We start from the raw sequence: 20,294 nt of genomic DNA, 5'->3' as shown, positions 1-20,294 counted from the left end.
GTTGGTCAAGGACGAGGACAAGCTCAGCGAGCTGATCCGGGCCCGCGATAGCGTGGGATTCGATCGTTGGTCGCTGCCCAGTTTCGACCCGGCCCGGCCGGCCCCGGAACCCGAGCCCGAACCCGAGCCGGTGCTCGACGAACAACCGCAGATCGAAGAGGTGCCGGAGGAAGAGGTCAAGCCACTGACGCTGGACGAGCTTGAGGCGATTCGCCAGGAGGCGTACAACGAGGGCTTTTCCACCGGCGAGAAGGACGGCTTCCACGCCGGCCAGCTGAAGGCGCGCCAGGAAGCCGACGCGGCTCTGCAACCGCGCCTGCAGAATCTCGAAACCCTGATGTCGCACCTGCTCGAGCCCATCGCCGAGCAGGACCAGATGCTCGAACAAGGCATGCTCAACCTGGTGACCCATGTGGTGCGCCAGGTGGTGCAGCGCGAACTGGCCACCGATTCCAGCCAGATCCGCCTGGTGCTGCGCGAGGCACTCAAGCTGCTGCCCATGGGCGCCAGCAACATCCGTATCCAGGTCAACCCGCAGGACTTCGAACTGGTGAAAGCGCTACGCGATCGCCACGAGGAAAGCTGGAAGATCATCGAGGACGACGGCCTGCTGCCCGGCGGTTGTCGTATCGAGACCGAACATTCGCGCATCGACGCCTCTGTCGAGACGCGCCTGGCCCAGGCCGTGAAGCAACTCTTCGAGCAGCAGCGCGACCAGGCGACCCACGCGCTGGAGCCTGACCTACATGTGGACCTCGACGCTGGCCAGGGCGACCTCGATGCGCCTTGATCGCGTCAGCTTCGCCCGCCGCCTGCAAGGCTACAGCGATGCCGTGAGCCTGCCGACCCAGCCGGTGGTGGAGGGCCGCCTGCTACGCATGGTCGGCCTGACGCTGGAGGCCGAAGGCCTGCAGGCCGCCGTTGGCAGCCGCTGCCAGGTGATCAACGACGGCGGCTATCACCCCGTGCAGGTGGAGGCCGAAGTCATGGGCTTTGCCGGCAGCAAGATCTACCTGATGCCGGTGGGCAGCCTCGCCGGCATCGCCCCCGGCGCCCGCGTGGTGCCGCTGCCGGATTCCGGCCGTCTGCCCATGGGCATGTCGATGCTCGGCCGCGTGCTCGACGGCGTCGGCCGTGCGCTGGACGGCAAGGGCGGCATGCGCGCCGAGGACTGGGTGCCGATGGATGGCCCGATCATCAACCCGCTGGCGCGCGACCCGATCCACGAGCCGATGGACGTCGGCATCCGTTCGATCAACTCGCTGCTTACCGTCGGCCGCGGCCAGCGCCTGGGCCTGTTCGCCGGTACCGGCGTCGGTAAATCCGTGCTGCTGGGCATGATGACCAAGTTCACCAAGGCCGACATCATCGTGGTCGGGCTGATCGGTGAACGGGGCCGCGAGGTGAAGGAGTTCATCGAGCACATCCTCGGCGAGGAAGGCCTCAAGCGTTCCGTGGTCGTCGCCTCGCCGGCGGACGATGCGCCGCTGATGCGCCTGCGCGCCGCGCAGTATTGCACCCGTATCGCCGAGTACTTCCGCGACAAGGGCAAGAATGTCCTGTTGCTGATGGATTCCCTGACCCGTTACGCCCAGGCCCAGCGCGAGATCGCCCTGGCCATCGGCGAGCCGCCGGCGACCAAGGGCTATCCGCCGTCGGTGTTCGCCAAGCTGCCGCGTCTCGTTGAGCGCGCCGGCAATGGTGAAAAGGGCGGCGGTTCGATCACCGCGTTCTACACCGTGCTCAGCGAAGGCGACGACCAGCAGGATCCGATCGCCGACGCCGCGCGGGGTGTGCTCGACGGCCACTTCGTGCTGTCGCGCCGGCTGGCCGAGGAAGGCCATTACCCGGCCATCGACATCGAAGCCTCCATCAGCCGGGTGATGCCGCAGGTCACCTCGCCGGAGCACCTGCGCGATGCCCAGCGCTTCAAGCAACTGTGGTCGCGCTACCAGCAGAGCCGCGACCTGATCAGCGTTGGCGCCTACGTGGCCGGTGGCGATCCGGAAACCGATCTGGCGATCCAGCGCTTCCCGATCATGCGCCAGTTCCTCCGCCAGGGACTGGACGAAAGCCAGAACCTCGACGACAGCCGCCTGCTGCTGGACGCGGTGGTCAGCGGCAAGGCCGGCTGATGCCCGGTCTCCACGAAGCTGTTGGTAGGATGGGGGGAGCTTGCGATACCCATCGTCTTTCAGCTTGCGGCGAATCGCAGCATGGGTATCGCTGCTCTGCACCCATCCCACGGAAAACGCAGCGGGAGAAGCGCTTGTGAACCGCCGCGCCGAACGCCTGGCTCCGGTGGTCGAGATGGCGCTCAAGGCCGAGCGCGAAGCCGCGCGCCAGCTCGGTGTGGTGCAGGGTCAGCTACAGCAGGCGCAGCGCAAACTTGCCGAGCTGGAACGCTACCGCTTCGACTACCAGCAGCAGTGGATCCGCAATGGCCAGCAGGGCGTCAGTGGCCAGTGGCTGATCAACTACCAGCGCTTCCTCTCCCAGCTCGAAGGCGCGGTGGAGCAGCAGAACCGCTCCGTGAGCTGGCACCAGGACACCGCCGACAAGGCGCGGGCCGTCTGGCAGGAGAAGTACGCGCGCCTGGAAGGCCTGCGCAAACTGGTGGAGCGCTACCGCGAGGAAGCGCGCCTGGCCGCCGACAAATACGAGCAGAAGCAACTCGATGAGTTCGCCCAGCGTTTGCGACCTCCTACTCCCTAGCCCGTCGCTTAACGCATTGTTCTGCATGCACGAACACTGAAGTCGCTTAAATGGCGATTGTTGCAACAATTCCCGCTGCGTAACGTCCACCCCCGCCGGGCACGCCGCTGTGTGTGTCGAGGCGGGAGAGGGAATGTTCCGCTTTTCCGCCGTCGGTTCAACGCCATCCAATAACAATAAAAGGACTGCGGCATGAACCTTCGTCCATTGCTGTTCTGCACCTCGCTGTTGGCGCCCCTGTCCATTGTGCCGCTGGCAGGCAATGCCGCCGACGGCCCCATTGGCTCGCTGGCGCGGAACCTGTTCGGCCCGCAACTGGAGGATGACTACGGCATCCGTGTCGGCGGCTGGGCGCAAGCCGGGCTGATGTATAACGACAACGGCAGCCGCGATGTCGCCGGCCAGGGCTTCTTCAACTCCCGCGAGGGCTTCAACCTCAATCAGTTCGCCCTGGCGGTGGAGCGCCAGCCCGGGAGCAACGTGATCGGCCGGGTCGGCCCCTTCCCTGGAACGATGCCGCAGGAGGCCGACTGGGGCTTCAACGTCACCGCGCTCTATGGCAAGGATGCGCGCTTCTTCAAGACCTACGGCTGGGACGAGGACCTGGGTGTCAACCGCGCCGCCGGCCCCGAGGACGAGAACTTCAACATTGCGCAGGCTTACCTGGACTTCTACTTCCCGGTGCTGGGCGGTTCCGACCTGATGCTGGGGATCTTCCACACGCCGCTGGAGAACGAGATCGGCTTCCCCTTGCCGACGCCCGCTCCGGCGGACTTCTACACCCATACCTATTCGTTCATGCACGGTCCGGCCAAGCATGCCGGCGCGCTCTATTCGTTCAAGCTGCCCAGCGCCAAGGACGAGTCCATGCTCGGCTTCGAGCTGGGGCTGGTGCAAGGCTGGAACAACCTGCAGTCGGAAAACCACGATCCGCACCTGATCGCCAACCTGCGCTGGCGCTCGGCGGATTTCCGCACCTGGGTGGACTGGGAAAACATCTATGGCAACGGCGCGGACGACAGCTTCGCCGAATGCGCCTGCGGCTCGCCGATGCCGACCACGGGCAACGCGCACGACCGGCAGATGCGCTATGAAACCTACCTGACCGTTTCCCATGCGCTGAACGGCGACAACCGCCTGGCCCTGGAAACCGGTTGGGGACGGCAGAAGGATGCGGCGCTGGCCGGATTCGCCGGCACGCAGGACGGCACCTGGTACGGCAGCAACCTCAACTGGTACCACCGCCTGGGCGAGAAGCTGATGTGGAACAGCCGCGCCGAATGGTTCTACACCGACGCGCCGGTCCACGTGGTGATGGCGTACATCGACCCGGCCACCGGCATTCCCGATCCCAGTTGGGGCAGCTTCTACGGCTTCACCACCAACCTGGTCTATACGCCGGTGGCCAACGTGCGCCTGCGTCCGGAGCTGCGCTACGACATCCATGACGGCGATGGCCGCAAGGCCTATGGCGACGGTCGTTCTGAGCGCCAGTTGCTGACCTCGGTCGACGTCACCTTCTACTTCTGACCCCCGTTTGCCCGTCCGCGCCACCGCGCTCCGCAGAGCGGCGGCGGGAGCGTTCGGGCTGGAGCAAGCCATGAACGAGAAAAAGCACAGCGGCCCGGCCGCTACAGGACTCTCTCTGTAGCGTCGCAGTTCACGGCGCCCAGGAACTCCGGGACACGACCACGCTGGGAATGGCATGTTGGCGCCTGGTCTGGGTACCTTGAGTGTGGCTGGCGAGTGCCCCTCGCCGTAATGGGCGAGCGATGCCGACTATGAGGAGCCGTGATGGACCGTCTATTGAGCCTTGAAGCCTTCGTCCGGGTCGCCGAGACCGGCAACTTCTCAAAGGCTTCGCAGCAATTGGGGGTGACGCGCTCGGTCATCACTCACCGGATACAGCAACTGGAAGAGCTGATCCGCGCGCCGCTGTTCCACCGCAGCACCCGTCATGTCCGCCTGTCCGAGGTCGGCGAGACCTATTACAAGGAATGCGCGGAGATGGTGGCCAGCTTCCATGCGCTGACCGAGCAGATGCAGGACATGCGCACCCAGCCCACCGGCAAGCTGCGGATGCAGATGTTGCCTGGTTTCGCCATCGGTCATTTCGGCGCCTTGCTGGCGGACTTCACCCATCGCTACCCGGACATCGAGATTGACGTGGTGGTCAACGACCGCGTGGTCGATCCGATCGAGGAAGGCTTCGACGTGGCCTTCCAGATGTTTCCGCCGCAGGCGGAGACGCTGATCGAGAGACGTCTGTTCCGAGTGCGGCGATTGTTCTGCGCGGCCCCCGGCTACCTGGAGCGCCATGGCATGCCGGAACATCCGCGGGACCTTTTGCAGCACAAGATTGGCCTCTATGAAGGCTATCCCTCGCGCAATCGCTGGCAGTTCCACGGCGAAGACGAACTGATGGAGCTCAGCCTGCATGGCCAGTTGCGTTCGAACTCTGTGCATTTGCTGCGCGACTACGCCCTGGATGCCGGCGGCGTGGTCTGCCTGCCAACCCTGGTTTCCAGCGACGACCTGCTGGCGGGGCGGCTGGTGCCGGTGCTGACCGACTATGCGTTGTCGTCGTTCGACTTTTCCGCGGTCTATCCCGCTACCCAGCGGCAGGCGTTGAAGGTGCGCACACTGGTGGATTTTCTGCTCGACGGCATCGGTGGCGAACCGGTATGGGATCGGCCATTGTTCGAAAAGGGTTGGCTAAAGCTGGCTGATTAGCTGATTTTCAAGACAAGTGTTCGTGTTCCGCGAACACTGTTGTCGGCCGATGTTGGATTGTGGCGACCCCGAATGGGCTCGTAACGTGTGCCTCACCCACTCGCACAACAACAATCAGACAACGGTGATCGGCAATGACTTCAACTGCTTTCAAGACCGTCTTCGGTTCGTTGGACAACTACCAGAAAGGCTCGGTCGAAATCGTCAAGGGCAAGGCCAGCCATTACGTGTTCTCCAACGTATTCGAGGTCGCCGAGCGTTCGGCGCCCTATGAGAAGGTGGTAGTCGGCAAGAATCTCGACTACGTCATCGAAACCCTCCGCGCCGAAGGGCGCTCCCCCTGGTTCACCTGTGCCCACGACGAGTTCGCCATCTCCATGGACGGCGACATCCGCGTCGATTTCCTCAAGCTCGATACACCGCTGGTAGAAGGCGAGGGCACCCGCCTGGCCGGTGAGTCGCCCAAGGGCAAGCCGATGGGTTATGTGCTGCTCAAGCGTGGCCACCAGTGCCTGTTGCCGGTTGGCTGCGCCTATCGCTTCGAAAGCGCCAAGCCCGGTGTGCTGTTGCTGCAGACCATCCTCGGCCCGCTGTCGGTACAGAAGTGGGCGGACATTTGCCTGAAGTAACCCATTCGACCCGCGTTCGAGCATTTTCGAGGATTTCGACCATGGCCATGACTCAAGAAAAAACCAAGCCCGCCAGCTTCGCCGCCGACCTTGTCCAGGCCAGCGACAAGGACCCCATCACCGGTTATCGCCGCTTCACGCTGGGCGCCTTCAGCTTCAGCCGCGACGAGTATTTCGCCAAGATTTCCTGGCCCGCCAAGGGCGAGACCCACTCCCACCTGATGTCGGCCGATGCCTTCCTGCGCGCGCTGATGCGCGATGTGGCCTGGGGGTTCTTCTACGGCTGGGTGAACTTCGACACGGTGATCGGCACGCAGAACCACTACGGCAGCGTCGACCTGTACGCCGGCACCTTCAACGGCGTGCTCAAGGCTTCGGGCGTCAACTACACCGAGCGCTTCGAAACGCCGCTGATCATGGCGACCTTCAAGGCCATCCTGGCCGACTGGACCAACGCCGAGTTCGACCCCTTTGCCGCGCCCCAGGAAACCGGCAGCGCCTTCGGCCGCAAGGCCGGTGACAACATCGAGGCGATCGACCGCTACCGGGTTGGCACCGACCGCATGCCGGGCATCCCCGGCGACTCGCCGCTGCGCGACGACCTGCCGGTGAACCGTCACTTCGCCGATGTGTCGCAGGACGAGCCGATGGTGCATGCCGAGCCGGGCTTCGAAGGGCAACTGCATGCGTTCAACCTGTTCAAGTATCTGTCTCGTTCGGACGTCACCTGGAATCCGTCGGTGACCTCGGTGTGCAAGGGCAGCCTGTTCTGCCCGACCACCGAGGAGTACATCCTGCCGATCTTCCACGGTAACGACCGGGTCGAGTGGTTCCTCCAGCTTTCCGACCAGATCGACTGGGAGATCGCCAACAAGGACACCGGCGAACCCATGGCGCGCGTGGTGATGAAGGCGGGCGATATCGCGGCGATGCCGGCCGACATCCAGCACCAGGGCTATTCGACCAAACGCTCGATGCTGCTGGTGTGGGAGAACGCCACGCCGGACCTGCCGCAGCGCTACGCCCGTGGCGAGCTGGCGCCCTATCCGGTCGAGTTCTGACACCTGACCGGTCCTCCGGTGGTTTGCGCCACCGGGGCCGGTACTTCCGCACCGCTTTCCGTTCTGTCATGGCGCCACAGCGCCGTGAGGAGTACCCCTATGCAAAATCAGCTGTTCATCGATGGCCGTTTCGTTCCGGCGATCAACGGAGGCACCCTGGATGTCCTGTCCCCCCACGATGGCTCACTGATCACCTCGATCGCCGCCGCCGAGGTGGCGGATGTCGACCTCGCCGTAGCCGCCGCGCACCGAGCCTTTCCTGCCTGGGCTGCGCTGGGGGCCGCGGAGCGGGGGCGCCTGCTGCTGAAGCTGGCCGATCGCATCGAGGCCGTCGCCGACGAACTGGCTCAGCTGGAGTCGCTGGATACCGGGCATCCGATCCGCGATTGCCGTGGCCTGGATGTCCCGCGCACTGCCGCCTGTTTCCGCTACTTCGGCGGCATGGCGGACAAGATCGAGGGCTCGGTAATCCCGGTGGAGGCTGGCTTCCTCAACTACGTGCAGCGCAAGCCCATCGGCGTGGTCGGGCAGATCGTGCCGTGGAACTTCCCGCTGATGTTCACCAGCTGGAAAATGGGCCCGGCACTGGCCGCCGGCAATACCGTGGTGATCAAGCCGTCGGAGATCACGCCGCTGTCGACCTTGCGCATTGCCGAACTGATGCACGAGGTCGGTTTCCCTGCCGGGGTGGTCAACGTGGTGCCCGGCTATGGCCACACTGCCGGCCAGCGCCTGGCCGAGCATCCCGATGTGGGCAAGATCGCCTTCACCGGCTCCACCGCCATTGGCCGGCGCATCGTCGAAGCGTCCCAGGGCAACCTCAAGCGCGTACAACTGGAACTGGGCGGCAAGGGCGCCAATATCGTCTTCGCCGATGCTGACCTGGAAGCCGCCATCAACGGGGCGGCCTGGGCCATCTTCCACAACCAGGGGCAGGCCTGCATCGCCGGTTCGCGCCTGGTGCTGCACGAGGACATCGCCGATGCCTTCCTCGAGCGTTTCATTGCGTTGGCGCGCTCCATCCGCCTGGGCAATCCGAGCGACCCGCAGACCGAGATGGGCCCCCTGACCTCGGCGCTGCACCGTGACCGCGTGCTGGCCTACGTCGATATTGCTCGCCAGCAGGGCGGCAGGGTGCTGACCGGCGGCAAGGCACCCAGTGCGCCGAGTCTCGCCAATGGGTACTACGTCGAACCAACCGTGGTCGAGGCCAAGGTGGACGACCGCGTGGCCCAGGAGGAGGTTTTCGGTCCCTTCGTCACCGTGCTGCGCTTCCGTACCGACGAAGAGGCGCTGGCGATTGCCAATGCCACGCCCTACGGCCTGGGCAGCGGCCTGTGGACGCGCGACCTGCAGCGGGCGCACCGCATGGCCGCAGGCATCCGCGCCGGCATGTGCTGGATCAACTGCTACAAGCGGGTCAGCCCCGGCAGCCCCTTCGGTGGCGTTGGCCAGTCGGGCTACGGCCGCGAAATGGGCTTCGAGGCGATCCACGATTACACCGAGGCGCATTCGGTGTGGGTCAACGTCGATGCTCGCATTCCCCCGCATTTCAAACGTTGAGGCGCACCATGGATGCTTTCGTTTACCAGAGCCTGCCGATCCGCGTGATCTTTGGCTGGAACAGGATTGATGCGCTGGCCGAAGAGATCGAGCGGCTGGGCGCAAGACGCGCGCTGATCCTCACCACGCCGGAGCAGCGCGAGCTAGGCGAACGGATCGCCGGGCTGCTGGGTGAGCGCTCGGCGGGCGTCTATCCGCAGGCAGTGATGCATGTACCGGTGGAGGTTGCCCAGGCGGCCTGCGAGGAAGCCAAGCGGCTGGGCGCGGATTGCTGCGTGGCGGTCGGCGGCGGCTCGACCATCGGCCTGGGCAAGGCCATCGCGCTGGAGTTCGGCCTGCCGATTCTGGCGATTCCGACCACTTATGCCGGCTCCGAGATGACGCCGATCTACGGCCTTACCGAGAATCGCTTGAAGAGGACCGGACGCGATGTCCGCGTGCTGCCCAGGACGGTGATCTACGATCCGCAGTTCAGCCTCAGCCTGCCCGCGGACATCTCCGCCTGCTCGGGGATGAACGCCATGGCCCACGCCATCGAGGCGCTCTATGCCGAAGACGCCAACCCCATCGTCAGCCTGATGGCTGAAGACTCGATCCGTGCGCTGGCCGAGGCCTTGCCGACGATCGTCGACGATCCGCAGGATCGCCAGGCCCGTGGCCGTGCGCTGTATGGCGCCTGGTTGGCGGGTATCTGCCTGGGATCGGTAGGCATGGCCATCCATCACAAGCTCTGCCACACGCTGGGCGGCACCTTCAACCTGCCGCATGCGCAAAGCCATGCGGTACTGCTGCCGTACTCGGTGAACTACAACCGCGACGCGGCACGGCCGGCACTGGAACGGGCCGCGCGAGCGCTGGGCGGCAGTCAGGCGGAGGAAGTCGGCGGCCTGCTGTATGCGCTGAACCGGCGGATCGGCGTTCCAACGTCCCTCGCCGAGATCGGCTTCCCACCCGAAGGGCCGGCGGAAACCGCGCGCATCGCTTGCTCCAATCCGTACTACAACCCGCGTCCCTTCGAGGCCGACGCCATCCAAGCGCTGCTCGAGCGCGCCCGCGCCGGCATGCCGCCGGCCTGAGTGCCGGCAAACCAAAACAAGAATCCATGAGGTGCGCCAATGAACAGTCATAGCGACATCGACGAAGCGACGATCACCGGGCAGGTGCTACACAGCCTTGAGGCCACACCCGATCGGCGCCTGCGACACCTGGTGCAGGCGCTGGTGCGGCACATGCACGCGTTCGTCAGCGAGGTCGAGCTGAGCGAGGAGGAGTGGTTCGAAGGTATTCGTTTCCTCACCGAGACGGGACAGAAGTGCGATGGGCGAATCCGTCAGGAGTTCATCCTGCTGTCCGACGTGCTGGGTGTGTCGATGCTGGTGGATGCGATCAACCACCGATACTCCCAGGAGGCCACTGCGACCACGGTGTTCGGCCCTTTCTACATCGCCGGCATGCCGGAGCGGGCCTACGGCGAAAACATGGCCCTGACATCCGGTGAACCCATACTGGTGCGGGGGAAGGTGTTCGATACGCTGGGGCGGCCGCTGGTCGGTGCCTGCCTGGATGTCTGGCAGTGCGCCGCCAATGGCATGTATTCGGGGCAGGATATCGGACAGGCCGAGGGCAACCTGCGCGGTCGCTATCACACCGACGAACAGGGGTGTTATGCCATTCGCTCGACGTTGCCGGTGAGCTATCCGATTCCCACCGATGGGCCGGTGGGGCGGCTGCTGAACGCTACCGCCCGCCATCCGTGGCGTCCCGCGCACCTGCACTTCATGATCGATGCGCCGGGCCATCGGCGGCTGGTCACGCACCTGTTCAATGAGGGGGATCCGTATCTGGATTCGGATGCGGTATTCGGTGTCAAGGACGCCCTGCGCGTCGCTTACCGATCCTGCGCCGCGGACGATCCACTGGCGGCCCGGTTTGGCTTCGACACGGCCTTCCGCATGGCGGACTATGACTTCGTCCTGGAGCCGGCATGAGCTATTTCGTCGTGTTCGCTACCGACCGGCCCGGCATGGACGAAAGGCGCGAGCGCCTGCGTCCGGCCCATCGCGAGTATCTGCGTTGCCCGCAGCCGCATGGTGTGCGGGTATGCCTCGGTGGGCCAACGCTGGATAGCGAGGGCCAGCGGATGAACGGAACCCTGCTGGTGGTACAGGCGGCGTCCCGGACCGAGGTGGAGGCGTTCCTTCAGGATGATCCGTACATTCGCAATGATCTGTTTGCCCACCTGGAAGTGCGTCCCTGGCTGTGGGGCTTGGGCCAGCCTGTGCAGGAGGCGGCATCATGAGCGAATTGCAGCTGTGCCGGCTGGGCGATCTGGTGGACGGTGGCGGACGGGGGTTCGAGGTGGAGCTCGATGGCAAGCCCCTGGCCGTGGTAGCGGTACGCAGGGGCGACCGGGTCTGGTTGTACCGTAACCGCTGCCCGCATTTTTCCGTGAAGCTCGATGTCTATCCGGGGACCTTCAGCACCTACCGCGGCGAGGTGCTGATGTGCGCGCACCACAGTGCCATGTTCCGCTTCGACGACGGTGTTTGCGTCGAAGGGCCGTGCAAGGGGCGGCAATTGGAGGCGCTGGCGATGCGCATGGAAGCGGGCGGGGTCTATCTACAGGGCTGATATCGCGTGCTAGCCTCCAGGCAGCCCCCACCAGTGGAATCTCTCCATGCCGTTGCCTGCGCCTGTGCCTGTGGATTTCGACCGTGTCCTGGACCTGTGGCAGCTCACTCCCGAAGGCGAGCCCATTATCACGCCCAGCAGCCACCTCCTGCCGGTGCGCTGGCGCGGCCGGGCAGCGATGGTCAAGCGTGCGCTGGACATCGACGAGCAGGTCGGCGCGCAGGTGATGAACTGGTGGAATGGCGAGGGCGCCGCGCTGGTCTACGCCTTTGACGGTGACACCCTCCTGATGGAGCGAGCCGAGGGAACTCGATCGCTGATGCACATGGCGCTCAACGGCGAGGACGACCAGGCCAGCCGCATCGTCTGTGATGTCGTGCGCCGCCTGCACTGGCCGCAGGAACAACCGCTGCCGCCACTGCTGGGGCTGCGCGAATGGTTCCGTGACCTCGCGCCGGCGGCGGCGCGTTACGGCGGCCTGTTCCCGCGCTGCCTGGAAACCGCCGAAGCGTTGCTCGCCAGCGAGCATGATCGGGGCGTGCTGCACGGCGACGTCCATCACGACAACATCCTGGATTTCGGCGAGCGCGGCTGGCGCGCCATCGATCCCAAGCGTCTGTATGGCGAGCATCTGTTCGACTACGCCAACCTGCTGTGCAACCCGGACCTGCCCACCTCTCGCGAGCGCGCGCGATTTCTCCGCCAGCTGGATGTGATCGTCGAGCACGCCCGTGTCGATCGGCGGCGCCTGCTGGAGTGGGTTCTGGCTTTCGCCGGTCTCTCCGCCGCCTGGTTCCTCGACGACGGCATGGCCGCAGAGAGCGATCTCACCGTCGCGCAACTGGCGGCCGCCGAACTGGACCGCAGCGCATGCTGCGCGTGAATCGCACGTTGTTGCGAGCGCATCCACGCCTGCTGGGGGCCGGGTTGTTCGGCGTTCTGGCGGGGCTGGCCTGCTACTGGCTGTCACCCATGACGCGGGTGCTGGTGGGGTGGAACGGCATGGCCTGGCTGTACGTGCTGCTGATCGGCTGGCTGGCCTGGCGCGCCGATGCCGCTCAGGTGAAGCGCGTGGCGAGCATCGAGGACGAGAACGCCGAAGCAGTGCTGGTGTTGATCATCGTGGCGGCGCTGGCGAGCCTGGGGGCGATCATCGTCGAACTGGCCACCGCATCCCACGCCGGTGACCGCGAGAAGCTGGTGCGTTATGCCTTCACGGCCAGCACCGTGCTCGGTTCCTGGTTCCTCATCGGCACCATGTTCAGCATGCATTACGCGCGGATGTTCTATGCCGCCCACGAGAGCAAGCCGGTGCTGCGCTTTCCCGAAGGCGAACAGCATCCGGACCTGTGGGACTTCCTCTACTTCTCCTTCACCCTCAGCGTGGCGGTGCAGACCTCCGATGTGGAAGTCGCCTCGCGTTCGATGCGCAAGGTGGTGCTGGCGCACTCGGTGATCGGCTTCCTGTTCAATACCGCGATCCTGGGGCTGGCGATCAACATGGGCGCCGGCTTGGTCGGCTAGGTGGGCGGCAGCGTCTCGGCGGCCAGGCGCAGCGCAAGCACGACGAAGGCCAGCGAGAAGCCCCAGCGAATCCCTTTCATCACGGCGGGTCGGCCGATCACGTGGTCGCGCACCCGGGCAGCCAGCAGCCCATAGCCGATGAAGACGAGGAAGGTCATCAGTGCGAATGCCAGGCCGAGCACCAGGAACAGGGCCTTGGCGTCCGCGCTGCCGGCCGGCACGAACTGCGGCAGGAAGGCCAGGAAGAACAGCCCGAGCTTGGGGTTGAGCAGGTTGAGCCAGAGCCCGGTGCCCACCAGTTGGGTGGTGCTGCGCGGGCTGCCGGCCGAGTCCAGCGCCAGGGCGCCGTTGCCGCGCAATACCTGCCAGGCGATGAACAGCAGGTAGGCGGTGCCCAGCCATCTGATGACCTGGAAGCTGGCCGCGCTGGCCTGCAGGATCAGCGACAGGCCGAAGGTCGCGAGCAGCAATTGCGGGACCATGCCCAGTGTGCAGCCCAGTGCCGCAAGGGTGGCCGCGCGGGCACCGAGACCGAGGCCGACGGCCAGCGTGTAGAGCACACCGGTGCCGGGCAGCAAAACGACGACGAACGCCGTCAGCAGGAATTCTGCGTTCATTCCCGTGGGTTTCCTGTCTGCAAGAAGTGAGGCCGTGAGGCCGGCGAACTCAGGGGGCTGGTAGTGGTGCCCTGAGCGAGGAGCGCCATTGTCCTGGCGTCGGCCCGAGCTGGCGGGCGAAGGCGCGGGTCATGTGGGACTGGTCGGCGAACCCGGCGAGCAGGCTCGCTTCGGCCAGCGAGCGGCCCTCGCCGATGGCCTTGTGGGCCACTCGCACGCGGTACTGCAGCAGGTACGCGTGGGGCGTGGTGCCCAGTTCGCGGCGGAAGCGGCGCAGGGCCGCAAAGGGTGTCAGCCCGGCCAGGCCGGCGAGCTCGGCCAGTGTGGGAGCGTGGCGTGGGTCATCCTGAATCCGTTCGAGCATGCGCGCCACGCTCCGGGAGGGCAGAGCGGCCGCTGTCGCGGCGGTACGCCGGTCGAGCAGATCGCCGAACAGGTCGAGCAGGCCTTCGCTGGCTTCATCGGCGCAAGCGTCCGGCAGGCGCTGCAACAGGCTGGCGATGCGTCGGGCGAGTCGCGGGTCGGCCAGCGTCGGCAGGGGAAACTCCCGGCCTGCCATCTCCCGGCCGGCCAGTCGTGCAATCAGCGTCGGCTCGACGTACAGCATCCACCAGCGGCGGGGCGCACTGCGCAGGGGAATGCCGTCGTGCAGTTCGTTGGGGCTCACGGTGATGATGTCGCTCGGCCCGGCCTCGACCTGGCCGCGGCCGCTCCACGAACGATGGCCGCCCTCCAGCATCACGCCGATGCCGTACTCGTCGTGGGCATGACGCGGGAAGCTGCGCTGGGTGAGGATCTCGACGGTGCGCAGGCCGGGCAGGGCAGTGGAAGTGCAGTTCACTCGGTGCAGCATGGGTCAGAGCCTGCGGGCGTGGGGTGGTGACTGGCAGAGTAGCCCCTTGTGCAGCGGTGCTCTTGAATGAAATTGACTCTTTCGCCGCTGCCGACCATCGGTACTCGGTTTGCCCCTCACCCCCACCCTCTCCCGAGGGAGAGGGGCCGTTCGGTGTAGGCGGGCGGGCCGGTCTCAGCGGGAAGCGATGGCGCAGGAAAAACGGTGGATTCAGCCCAGGCACGGGCTACCCCCTCTGCCTCAGGAGCGGGGCGCGCAGCCAGGGCTGGGGTGAGGGGGCTCCGGGGACTGAGAATGTCCAGGCTCAGAAGAACGGCCGTGACGCCTTGAACATGAATGCCGAGTCGCAATAGGCGTTGTGCCCGGAGTAGGCACTGCAGTCGCCGCCGGTGAGGCTGCTGCCGCTGTAGGAGAAGTTCAGGTCGATGCCTTTCCACGGTCGGCTGAAGTTCAACGACCAGTCGCCGTACTCGCTGACGCTGCCGCCGCTGCTCAGGCTCACGGGGGAGGCGAGGCTGTAGGCGGAGTACTTGAAGGTCACGTCGAAGCCGAGGTCGGACTGTACGCCCAGGTCGGTGAACAGCGTCGCGGTGCTGCGCCCGGCCTGGGCACTGTAGGCCGCGCCAAGGCGGCTGCCGAACACCGAGAGGCCACCGTAGAGCGCCTGGCTGTCGTAGTCGGGTTGCTCCGGGCGGCTGTAGCGCAGGGTGCCTACTTCGTAGCCCAGCTTGCCATCACCCAGCGGATGCTTGAAGCCGGCGTAGCTGTCGATCTCCAGGGGCTTCTCCTGCTCCAGGTTCGATGTCCAGCTGCCCACATACCACCCACTGTCGTGGGTGATGTCGAGGCCACCCTGGGCGCTGCTGGCCTGGCCCGGCTGGACCAGCCCCTGGGCCATGCTGCGCGTCGGCGAGTTGGCGAACTTGAGTTCGAAGTCACCCAGCTCGCGCTGCATCACCTGGGCGGCTGCATACGGCGCTGCACACAACATGCAGGCCGCGATGAGAATGGACTTGGTCATGCTCCCCCCTTCTTGCGGCTGCGACCCTTACAAGGCTTCTTGCGAGCCTTCACCCCGCGTCGCACGCGTAAAAGGGTAAAGGCATTCGCCATGCCTGTGTCGACCGGTGGTCCATTAATCGACTGGCGCGGCGAGGGCCAGACGGGCCTGGCCCGGCGGTTTCCCATCGCTCGCCGAGGTTGCCGCTGTCATCGCTAACTGCTACATCTTCAAGCTCGTGCGCGACCATCGATCGATAAGGAGAATCCCATGGCCATCACTTCCGTTCCCTCCGCTGACGGGCAGGAGCTCACCATCGTGGTCCAGGGGCGTTTCGATTTCGGCGCACACCAGGAGTTCCGCAACGCCTACGAGCGCGTCGAGACCACTCCCAAGCGCTACGTGGTGGACCTGAAGGGCGCCACCTATCTGGACAGCTCGGCGCTGGGGATGCTCCTGCTGCTGCGCGACCATGCCGGTGGCGAGAGCGCGCAGGTCAGCCTGGTGCACTGCAACCCCGATGTGCGCAAGGTGCTGGCCATTTCCAACTTCGAGCAGCTGTTCAAGATCAGCTGACGCGGCCCGGTCCGCAGTGGCAACGGCCATGTCCGAACTCCTCACGGTACTGATCGCCGACGACAACGCCGCCGACCGCCTGCTGCTGTCGACCATCGTCAGCCGCCAGGGTCATCGCGTGCTCACCGCCGCCAACGGGCTGGAAGCCCTGGCGCTGTTCGCCCAGGAGCGCCCGCAGCTGGTGCTGATGGATGCACTGATGCCGGTGATGGACGGCTTCGAGGCGGCGCGGCGGATTCGCCGGCAGGCCGGCGAAGAGCTGGTGCCGATCATCTTCCTCACCTCGCTGAGCGAGCCCGAGGCGCTGGTGCAGAGCCTGGAGGCGGGCGGCGACGACTTCCTCTCCAAGCCCTACAACCGCATCATCCTCGAAGCCAAGATCCGCGCCATGGGGCGCCTGCATCACCTGCAGCGGATGGTGCTGGAGCAGCGCGACCTGATCGCCCGGCACAACGAACACCTGCTCAACGAGCAGCGGGTGGCCAAGGCGGTGTTCGACAAGGTGGCGCATTCGGGTTGCCTGAATGCGGCGAATATCCGCTATCTGCAATCACCCTTTGCCTTGTTCAACGGCGACCTGCTGCTGGCGGCCTTCAAGCCTTCCGGTGGCATGCACGTGCTGCTCGGTGACTTCACCGGCCATGGCTTGCCGGCGGCCATCGGTGCCATGCCGCTGGCCGAGGTGTTCTACGGCATGACCGCCAAGGGCTACCCGATGGCGGACATCCTTCGGGAGATGAATGCCAAGCTCAAGCGCATCCTCCCGGTAGGGGTGTTCTGCTGCGCCGCGGTGCTCAACCTGAGTTTCCAGCGCGGCCTGGTGGAGGTGTGGAACGGCGGCCTGCCCAATGGCTACCTGCTGCGCCAGCAGCCGCGCGAGATCGTTCCGCTGGTTTCGCGGCACTTGCCGTTGGGGATACTCGAGGCGTCCGCCTTCAGCGACCACTGCGAGGTCTACGCCATGGAGGAGGGCGACCGAGTGTTTCTCTTCTCCGACGGGGTGCTGGAAGCGCGCAATGCCGCCGGCGAAGTGTTCGGGGAGCAGCGCCTGCGCGAGGTCTACGACAGCGAGCCAAGCTCCGCGCGCCTGTTCGATGGTATCCAGGCCGCCCTGGCGCGCTTCCGCGGCGAGGCCCAGGATGACGTCAGCATGCTGGAGGTCGCGCTGGTCCCCGAGGACTCGCTGCAGCGCCCGCCGCTGGCGTTCTCCGACAATGGCCTGAGCAGCCCGCTGGACTGGTCCGCCAGTTTCGAGTTCCGCGCGCCGACCCTGCGCAATTTCAATCCCCTGCCTTTCCTGCTGCAGTTGCTGATGGAAGTGCACGACCTGCGCCCGCGCGGCGGCGCGCTCTACACCGTACTCGCCGAGCTGTACTCCAACGCCCTGGAGCACGGCGTCATGGGCCTGGACTCCACGCTCAAGTGCGATGCCGCCGGCTTCGCCCGCTATTACCAGGAGCGCAGCCAGCGTCTCCACGAACTGCACGACGGCTTCGTGCGCTTCCACCTCGACCTCGCGCCCCACGGCGATGGCGGGCGGTTGCTGATGCGGGTGGAGGACAGCGGCGAGGGTTTCGACGTCGGCGCGGTGCTCGCTTCGCAGCAGGCTGCCGGCAGTCTCTGCGGGCGCGGCCTCACGCTGGTCCGGCAACTGGCCGACCGCTGCCAGTGGTCGAGCGACGGCAAGACCGTGGCCGTGGAGTTCTTCTGGTCGGCTCAGGCATAATCGGGGCCTTCTTGTCCCCCCGCAGGGTGGCGAGCCGTCCTCCAGGGAGTGCCCCATGTCCGAGCCGCATCTCGATGGCGCCGTGCTGAGCAATTTGCTGTCGATCATGGAAGACGAGTACCCGCTCCTGGTGGAGACCTTCCTCAGCGACTCCGAAGAGCGCCTGCGCAGCATCCGCGAGGCATCCGCCGTCAGCGATGCGCCAGCCCTGCGCCACGCTGCGCACAGCTTCAAGGGCAGCTGCGGCAACATGGGCGCTTCCGTACTGAGCAGCCTGTGCAAGCGCCTGGAAGAGGCCGCACGGCAGAATGACCTGGCCAGCGCCCAGAGCCTGATCGGCAAGGTCGAGCACGAATTCTCCATCGTCCGTACCCTGCTGGTGCCCGGTCGCCCCTGAGTTTTCCGAGTTGGCCCGCGCCTTGCTATCTCCGTGTTGGATATTCACATCAACGGAGAACTCCGATGGCTGTCGCCCCGGATATGTTATTGACGTCGACGCCTGACACCAGGCCCAATGCGGCGCTCTCCAAGTCTGCCCAGAATTCGTCGAACAGCAGCAACGACAAGGGTTCCAGCTTCGCCGACGTCTATGCCAAGGAGCAGCGTCCGGCGGCCAGCGAGCGCCCGGACAAGCCCGTCAAGGCGAAGACCGACAAGCCTCGGGACACTGCCGACAAGGGCACCGCGAGCAAGGATTCTGCAGCGCCGGCTGCCGCTGACCAGCCAAAGGTTGCCGAGGACGGCAAGGCCTTGCCGGCCGATGGCGCCAGCAAGGCGCAGGACAGCACGGCAGCCGATACCGAAGCCAAGACCGATGCGACACTCGACCCGCTGCTGATGCTGGGCATGACCGGGCAACTGCCGGAGCCCGAGGCGCCACCCTTGGTGGTCAGCAGCGGGGCCAGCCAGCTGACGGATGCCAGCAGCGATGGCGACTTGCAGAAGCTCAACGAGATCCCTGGCGTGAGCCTGACCCTGGGGTTGGGTGGCGAGGATCAGGCACCACAGGTTCAGCAGACGCAGCTGGCCGGCCACCTGGTAGCCAAGGCCGACGGCAAGGCGAACGTCGACGCGAAGAACGACTTGTCCGCTGCCCTGGCCGCGCTGAACCCGGATTCGGCCGCCAAGGGCGGTGAAGCGAAGCTCGCCGAAGGCGCGCTGAAGGATGCTCCCGACCTGACCCAGCAATTGGCGGATGTGCAGACCGACGCCAAGCCGGAGATGCCGCGCAACGAGACCTTCGCTGCGCGTCTGGAGTCCCTGACCCAGGCGCTGAACACGCCACAGGCCATGACCACTCGCCCGGTGAACCCGCTGGTGCCCGGCCAGGCGGTGTCGATGCAGCAGAATGGCTGGACCGACCAGGTGGTGGACCGGGTGATGTGGATGTCCTCACAGAACCTCAAGTCCGCCGAGATCCAGATGGACCCGGCCGACCTCGGTCGCCTGGAGGTGCGCATCCACATGACCGCCGACCAGACCCAGGTGAACTTCGTCAGCGCCAACGCCGGCGTGCGTGAAGCGCTGGACAGCCAGCAGCACCGCTTGCGCGAAATGTTCAGCCAGCAGGGCATGGGCCAGCTGGACGTCAACGTCTCGGACCAGTCCGCCCGTGGCTGGCAGCAGCAACAGCAGGGTGATGAGCGCGGCGGTTCGCGGCGCGTGGCCGGTTCCGACAGTGGCGACGACGAGCCGATGATCAGTGGCGTATCGGAGATTCGCCCGGCATCGACGGCGCAGGGCAGGGGATTGGTGGATTACTACGCGTGATTCCTGTGCGGCTTGCGGGGCCGCGCGGCGCGCCTGAGAGCGCCCTCACCCTCTCCCGAGGGGAGAGGGGACTGTCCTGAGGGTTGGGCAGTCCGCAGCCATCCGGCAAGCACCTTCGCTGTTAAAGGTACGGGAGGCCCCCTCTCCCTCTGGGAGAGGGCTGGGGTGAGGGAATTGCCCGAGCAGTGAGTTTCCCTGTTAGTCGCCCCAACGCCTGATCTTCATGGTGCACAGGAAAATTCTTACGCTCCCCGTGACATCCTCCGTCTAGCCTGTAATATCCGCGGCGGCGCCAGTCGAACTGGCACAGCCCTTGCTGATACCCCCTGTATCAGCGCATTGCGCCGGAATAGTGACGGATATTTGGCATGGCCAAGAAAGAACAGCCTCCGCTTCCCGATGGACAAGCGCCCGCCAAGGGCAAGCTGAAACTCATCATCATCATCGTACTGGCCTTTCTGTTGGCGGTCGGTGCCTCGGTGGGCGGCACCTGGTTCTTCCTGCACAAGAGCGCCAAGCCCGAGGAAGCCGAAGCCAAGAGCGCCGAGCACGCGGAGCCGACCAAGAAGCAGGCGGTCTACGAGATTCTCGCGCCGGCCTTCGTGGTCAACTTCAATCAGAACGGTCGCCAGCGCTATCTGCAGGTGGCCGTCGCCCTGATGGGCCGCGACCAGGCGCAGATGGACGCGCTGCGCGAGCAGATGCCGCTGGTGCGCAACCAGCTGGTGATGCTGTTCTCCAGTCAGAATTTCGACACGCTGGTGACGCCGGTGGGCAAGGAAATGCTGCGTCAGCAGGCGACTTCCAGTCTTCAGGAACTGGCGAAGAAGGCGACCGGTCAGTTGACCGTGGAGCAAGTGCTTTTCACCAACTTCGTATTGCAGTAGGTACCCGCC

Annotated in this window: 22 protein-coding genes; 19 read left to right on the top strand and 3 right to left on the bottom strand. The window is 65.6% G+C overall.

The window, feature by feature from the left end; all coding sequences use genetic code 11:
- The first annotated feature begins 1 nt into the window (after position 1).
- The 14 genes from fliH (at position 2) to PNI01S_RS03755 (ending at position 12,856) form a co-directional block, all read left to right on the top strand.
- Complete coding sequence (gene fliH, locus PNI01S_RS03820; RefSeq protein WP_084357450.1) at positions 2-790, top strand: flagellar assembly protein FliH; 789 nt, start codon at positions 2-4, stop codon at positions 788-790.
- Positions 780-2,135 carry a flagellar protein export ATPase FliI gene (fliI, locus tag PNI01S_RS03815; RefSeq protein WP_084357598.1) on the top strand — a complete coding sequence of 452 codons (1,356 nt, stop codon included), beginning with the start codon at positions 780-782 and terminating at the stop codon, positions 2,133-2,135. The genes fliH and fliI overlap by 11 nt, the downstream gene beginning before the upstream one ends.
- A gap of 136 nt (positions 2,136-2,271) precedes the next feature.
- Positions 2,272-2,715 carry a flagellar export protein FliJ gene (gene fliJ / locus PNI01S_RS03810; protein WP_084357449.1) on the top strand — a complete coding sequence of 148 codons (444 nt, stop codon included), beginning with the start codon at positions 2,272-2,274 and terminating at the stop codon, positions 2,713-2,715.
- 192 nt (positions 2,716-2,907) lie between these two features.
- A complete protein-coding gene (locus PNI01S_RS03805; protein WP_084357448.1) occupies positions 2,908-4,245 on the top strand; it encodes an outer membrane beta-barrel protein in 1,338 nt (445 codons plus the stop codon).
- 264 nt (positions 4,246-4,509) lie between these two features.
- Positions 4,510-5,448, top strand: a complete 939-nt coding sequence (locus tag PNI01S_RS03800; RefSeq protein ID WP_084357447.1) for a LysR family transcriptional regulator — start codon at positions 4,510-4,512, stop codon at positions 5,446-5,448.
- Positions 5,449-5,582: 134 nt separating this feature from the next.
- A complete protein-coding gene (locus tag PNI01S_RS03795; RefSeq protein WP_024764943.1) occupies positions 5,583-6,077 on the top strand; it encodes a cupin domain-containing protein in 495 nt (164 codons plus the stop codon).
- A 41-nt stretch (positions 6,078-6,118) separates the two neighbouring features.
- Positions 6,119-7,138, top strand: a complete 1,020-nt coding sequence (locus tag PNI01S_RS03790; RefSeq protein ID WP_084357446.1) for a hydroxyquinol 1,2-dioxygenase — start codon at positions 6,119-6,121, stop codon at positions 7,136-7,138.
- Between the two features lie 99 nt (positions 7,139-7,237).
- On the top strand, positions 7,238-8,701 hold the full coding sequence (locus tag PNI01S_RS03785; protein WP_024764945.1) for an aldehyde dehydrogenase family protein: 1,464 nt from the start codon (positions 7,238-7,240) through the stop codon (positions 8,699-8,701).
- An 8-nt stretch (positions 8,702-8,709) separates the two neighbouring features.
- A complete protein-coding gene (locus PNI01S_RS03780) occupies positions 8,710-9,777 on the top strand; it encodes a maleylacetate reductase (RefSeq protein ID WP_024764946.1) in 1,068 nt (355 codons plus the stop codon).
- Between the two features lie 39 nt (positions 9,778-9,816).
- Complete coding sequence (locus PNI01S_RS03775) at positions 9,817-10,689, top strand: dioxygenase family protein (RefSeq protein WP_024764947.1); 873 nt, start codon at positions 9,817-9,819, stop codon at positions 10,687-10,689.
- Positions 10,686-11,000: a YciI family protein gene (locus PNI01S_RS03770; protein ID WP_024764948.1), complete on the top strand. Its 315-nt coding sequence runs from the start codon at positions 10,686-10,688 to the stop codon at positions 10,998-11,000. The genes PNI01S_RS03775 and PNI01S_RS03770 overlap by 4 nt, the downstream gene beginning before the upstream one ends.
- Entirely contained in the window at positions 10,997-11,332 is a 336-nt protein-coding gene (locus PNI01S_RS03765; protein WP_024764949.1) for a Rieske (2Fe-2S) protein, read from the top strand. The genes PNI01S_RS03770 and PNI01S_RS03765 overlap by 4 nt, the downstream gene beginning before the upstream one ends.
- 46 nt (positions 11,333-11,378) lie before the next feature.
- Positions 11,379-12,215 carry an aminoglycoside phosphotransferase family protein gene (locus PNI01S_RS03760; RefSeq protein ID WP_084357445.1) on the top strand — a complete coding sequence of 279 codons (837 nt, stop codon included), beginning with the start codon at positions 11,379-11,381 and terminating at the stop codon, positions 12,213-12,215.
- Entirely contained in the window at positions 12,203-12,856 is a 654-nt protein-coding gene (locus PNI01S_RS03755) for a DUF1345 domain-containing protein (protein ID WP_196912671.1), read from the top strand. The genes PNI01S_RS03760 and PNI01S_RS03755 overlap by 13 nt, the downstream gene beginning before the upstream one ends.
- Here the strand turns inward: PNI01S_RS03755 and PNI01S_RS03750 are convergent.
- From PNI01S_RS03750 to PNI01S_RS03740, 3 genes are all read right to left on the bottom strand, one after another.
- Positions 12,853-13,473 (bottom strand): LysE family translocator, encoded by a 621-nt coding sequence (locus tag PNI01S_RS03750; RefSeq protein WP_024764952.1) that lies wholly within the window; start codon positions 13,471-13,473, stop codon positions 12,853-12,855. The genes PNI01S_RS03755 and PNI01S_RS03750 overlap by 4 nt on opposite strands.
- Before the next feature lie 49 nt (positions 13,474-13,522).
- A complete protein-coding gene (locus PNI01S_RS03745) occupies positions 13,523-14,326 on the bottom strand; it encodes an AraC family transcriptional regulator (RefSeq protein ID WP_084357444.1) in 804 nt (267 codons plus the stop codon).
- 304 nt (positions 14,327-14,630) lie between these two features.
- Entirely contained in the window at positions 14,631-15,347 is a 717-nt protein-coding gene (locus PNI01S_RS03740) for a TorF family putative porin (protein ID WP_024764953.1), read from the bottom strand.
- Positions 15,348-15,596: 249 nt separating this feature from the next.
- Between PNI01S_RS03740 and PNI01S_RS03735 the strand changes: the two genes are divergently transcribed.
- From PNI01S_RS03735 to fliL, 5 genes are all read left to right on the top strand, one after another.
- The gene (locus PNI01S_RS03735; RefSeq protein WP_024764954.1) at positions 15,597-15,902 is read left to right on the top strand and encodes an STAS domain-containing protein; all 306 of its coding nucleotides are present in this window, start codon (positions 15,597-15,599) and stop codon (positions 15,900-15,902) included.
- 28 nt (positions 15,903-15,930) lie between these two features.
- A complete protein-coding gene (locus tag PNI01S_RS03730; RefSeq protein WP_065086100.1) occupies positions 15,931-17,628 on the top strand; it encodes a SpoIIE family protein phosphatase in 1,698 nt (565 codons plus the stop codon).
- A gap of 55 nt (positions 17,629-17,683) precedes the next feature.
- The gene (locus PNI01S_RS03725; protein WP_065086099.1) at positions 17,684-18,025 is read left to right on the top strand and encodes an Hpt domain-containing protein; all 342 of its coding nucleotides are present in this window, start codon (positions 17,684-17,686) and stop codon (positions 18,023-18,025) included.
- Positions 18,026-18,090: 65 nt separating this feature from the next.
- Entirely contained in the window at positions 18,091-19,398 is a 1,308-nt protein-coding gene (locus tag PNI01S_RS03720) for a flagellar hook-length control protein FliK (protein WP_084357443.1), read from the top strand.
- 368 nt (positions 19,399-19,766) lie between these two features.
- Positions 19,767-20,285, top strand: a complete 519-nt coding sequence (fliL, locus tag PNI01S_RS03715) for a flagellar basal body-associated protein FliL (RefSeq protein ID WP_024764958.1) — start codon at positions 19,767-19,769, stop codon at positions 20,283-20,285.
- The last annotated feature ends 9 nt before the right edge of the window (positions 20,286-20,294 follow it).

The organism is Pseudomonas nitroreducens NBRC 12694 (assembly GCF_002091755.1).
GTDB lineage: Bacteria > Pseudomonadota > Gammaproteobacteria > Pseudomonadales > Pseudomonadaceae > Pseudomonas > Pseudomonas nitroreducens.
Note: the sequence above shows the minus strand (reverse complement) of the source record. Positions and strands in the feature narration are given on the sequence as shown.

Excerpts from the sequence above, each read along its gene's own strand:
- fliI (WP_084357598.1), top strand. The coding sequence starts at position 780 with ATGCGCCTTGATCGCGTCAGCTTCGCCCGCCGCCTGCAAGGCTACAGC.
- PNI01S_RS03805 (WP_084357448.1), top strand. The coding sequence starts at position 2,908 with ATGAACCTTCGTCCATTGCTGTTCTGCACCTCGCTGTTGGCGCCCCTG.
- PNI01S_RS03800 (WP_084357447.1), top strand. The coding sequence starts at position 4,510 with ATGGACCGTCTATTGAGCCTTGAAGCCTTCGTCCGGGTCGCCGAGACC.
- PNI01S_RS03795 (WP_024764943.1), top strand. The coding sequence starts at position 5,583 with ATGACTTCAACTGCTTTCAAGACCGTCTTCGGTTCGTTGGACAACTAC.
- PNI01S_RS03790 (WP_084357446.1), top strand. The coding sequence starts at position 6,119 with ATGGCCATGACTCAAGAAAAAACCAAGCCCGCCAGCTTCGCCGCCGAC.
- PNI01S_RS03785 (WP_024764945.1), top strand. The coding sequence starts at position 7,238 with ATGCAAAATCAGCTGTTCATCGATGGCCGTTTCGTTCCGGCGATCAAC.
- PNI01S_RS03780 (WP_024764946.1), top strand. The coding sequence starts at position 8,710 with ATGGATGCTTTCGTTTACCAGAGCCTGCCGATCCGCGTGATCTTTGGC.
- PNI01S_RS03775 (WP_024764947.1), top strand. The coding sequence starts at position 9,817 with ATGAACAGTCATAGCGACATCGACGAAGCGACGATCACCGGGCAGGTG.
- PNI01S_RS03770 (WP_024764948.1), top strand. The coding sequence starts at position 10,686 with ATGAGCTATTTCGTCGTGTTCGCTACCGACCGGCCCGGCATGGACGAA.
- PNI01S_RS03765 (WP_024764949.1), top strand. The coding sequence starts at position 10,997 with ATGAGCGAATTGCAGCTGTGCCGGCTGGGCGATCTGGTGGACGGTGGC.
- PNI01S_RS03760 (WP_084357445.1), top strand. The coding sequence starts at position 11,379 with ATGCCGTTGCCTGCGCCTGTGCCTGTGGATTTCGACCGTGTCCTGGAC.
- PNI01S_RS03755 (WP_196912671.1), top strand. The coding sequence starts at position 12,203 with ATGCTGCGCGTGAATCGCACGTTGTTGCGAGCGCATCCACGCCTGCTG.
- PNI01S_RS03750 (WP_024764952.1), bottom strand. The coding sequence starts at position 13,473 with ATGAACGCAGAATTCCTGCTGACGGCGTTCGTCGTCGTTTTGCTGCCC.
- PNI01S_RS03745 (WP_084357444.1), bottom strand. The coding sequence starts at position 14,326 with ATGCTGCACCGAGTGAACTGCACTTCCACTGCCCTGCCCGGCCTGCGC.
- PNI01S_RS03740 (WP_024764953.1), bottom strand. The coding sequence starts at position 15,347 with ATGACCAAGTCCATTCTCATCGCGGCCTGCATGTTGTGTGCAGCGCCG.
- PNI01S_RS03735 (WP_024764954.1), top strand. The coding sequence starts at position 15,597 with ATGGCCATCACTTCCGTTCCCTCCGCTGACGGGCAGGAGCTCACCATC.
- PNI01S_RS03730 (WP_065086100.1), top strand. The coding sequence starts at position 15,931 with ATGTCCGAACTCCTCACGGTACTGATCGCCGACGACAACGCCGCCGAC.
- PNI01S_RS03725 (WP_065086099.1), top strand. The coding sequence starts at position 17,684 with ATGTCCGAGCCGCATCTCGATGGCGCCGTGCTGAGCAATTTGCTGTCG.
- PNI01S_RS03720 (WP_084357443.1), top strand. The coding sequence starts at position 18,091 with ATGGCTGTCGCCCCGGATATGTTATTGACGTCGACGCCTGACACCAGG.
- fliL (WP_024764958.1), top strand. The coding sequence starts at position 19,767 with ATGGCCAAGAAAGAACAGCCTCCGCTTCCCGATGGACAAGCGCCCGCC.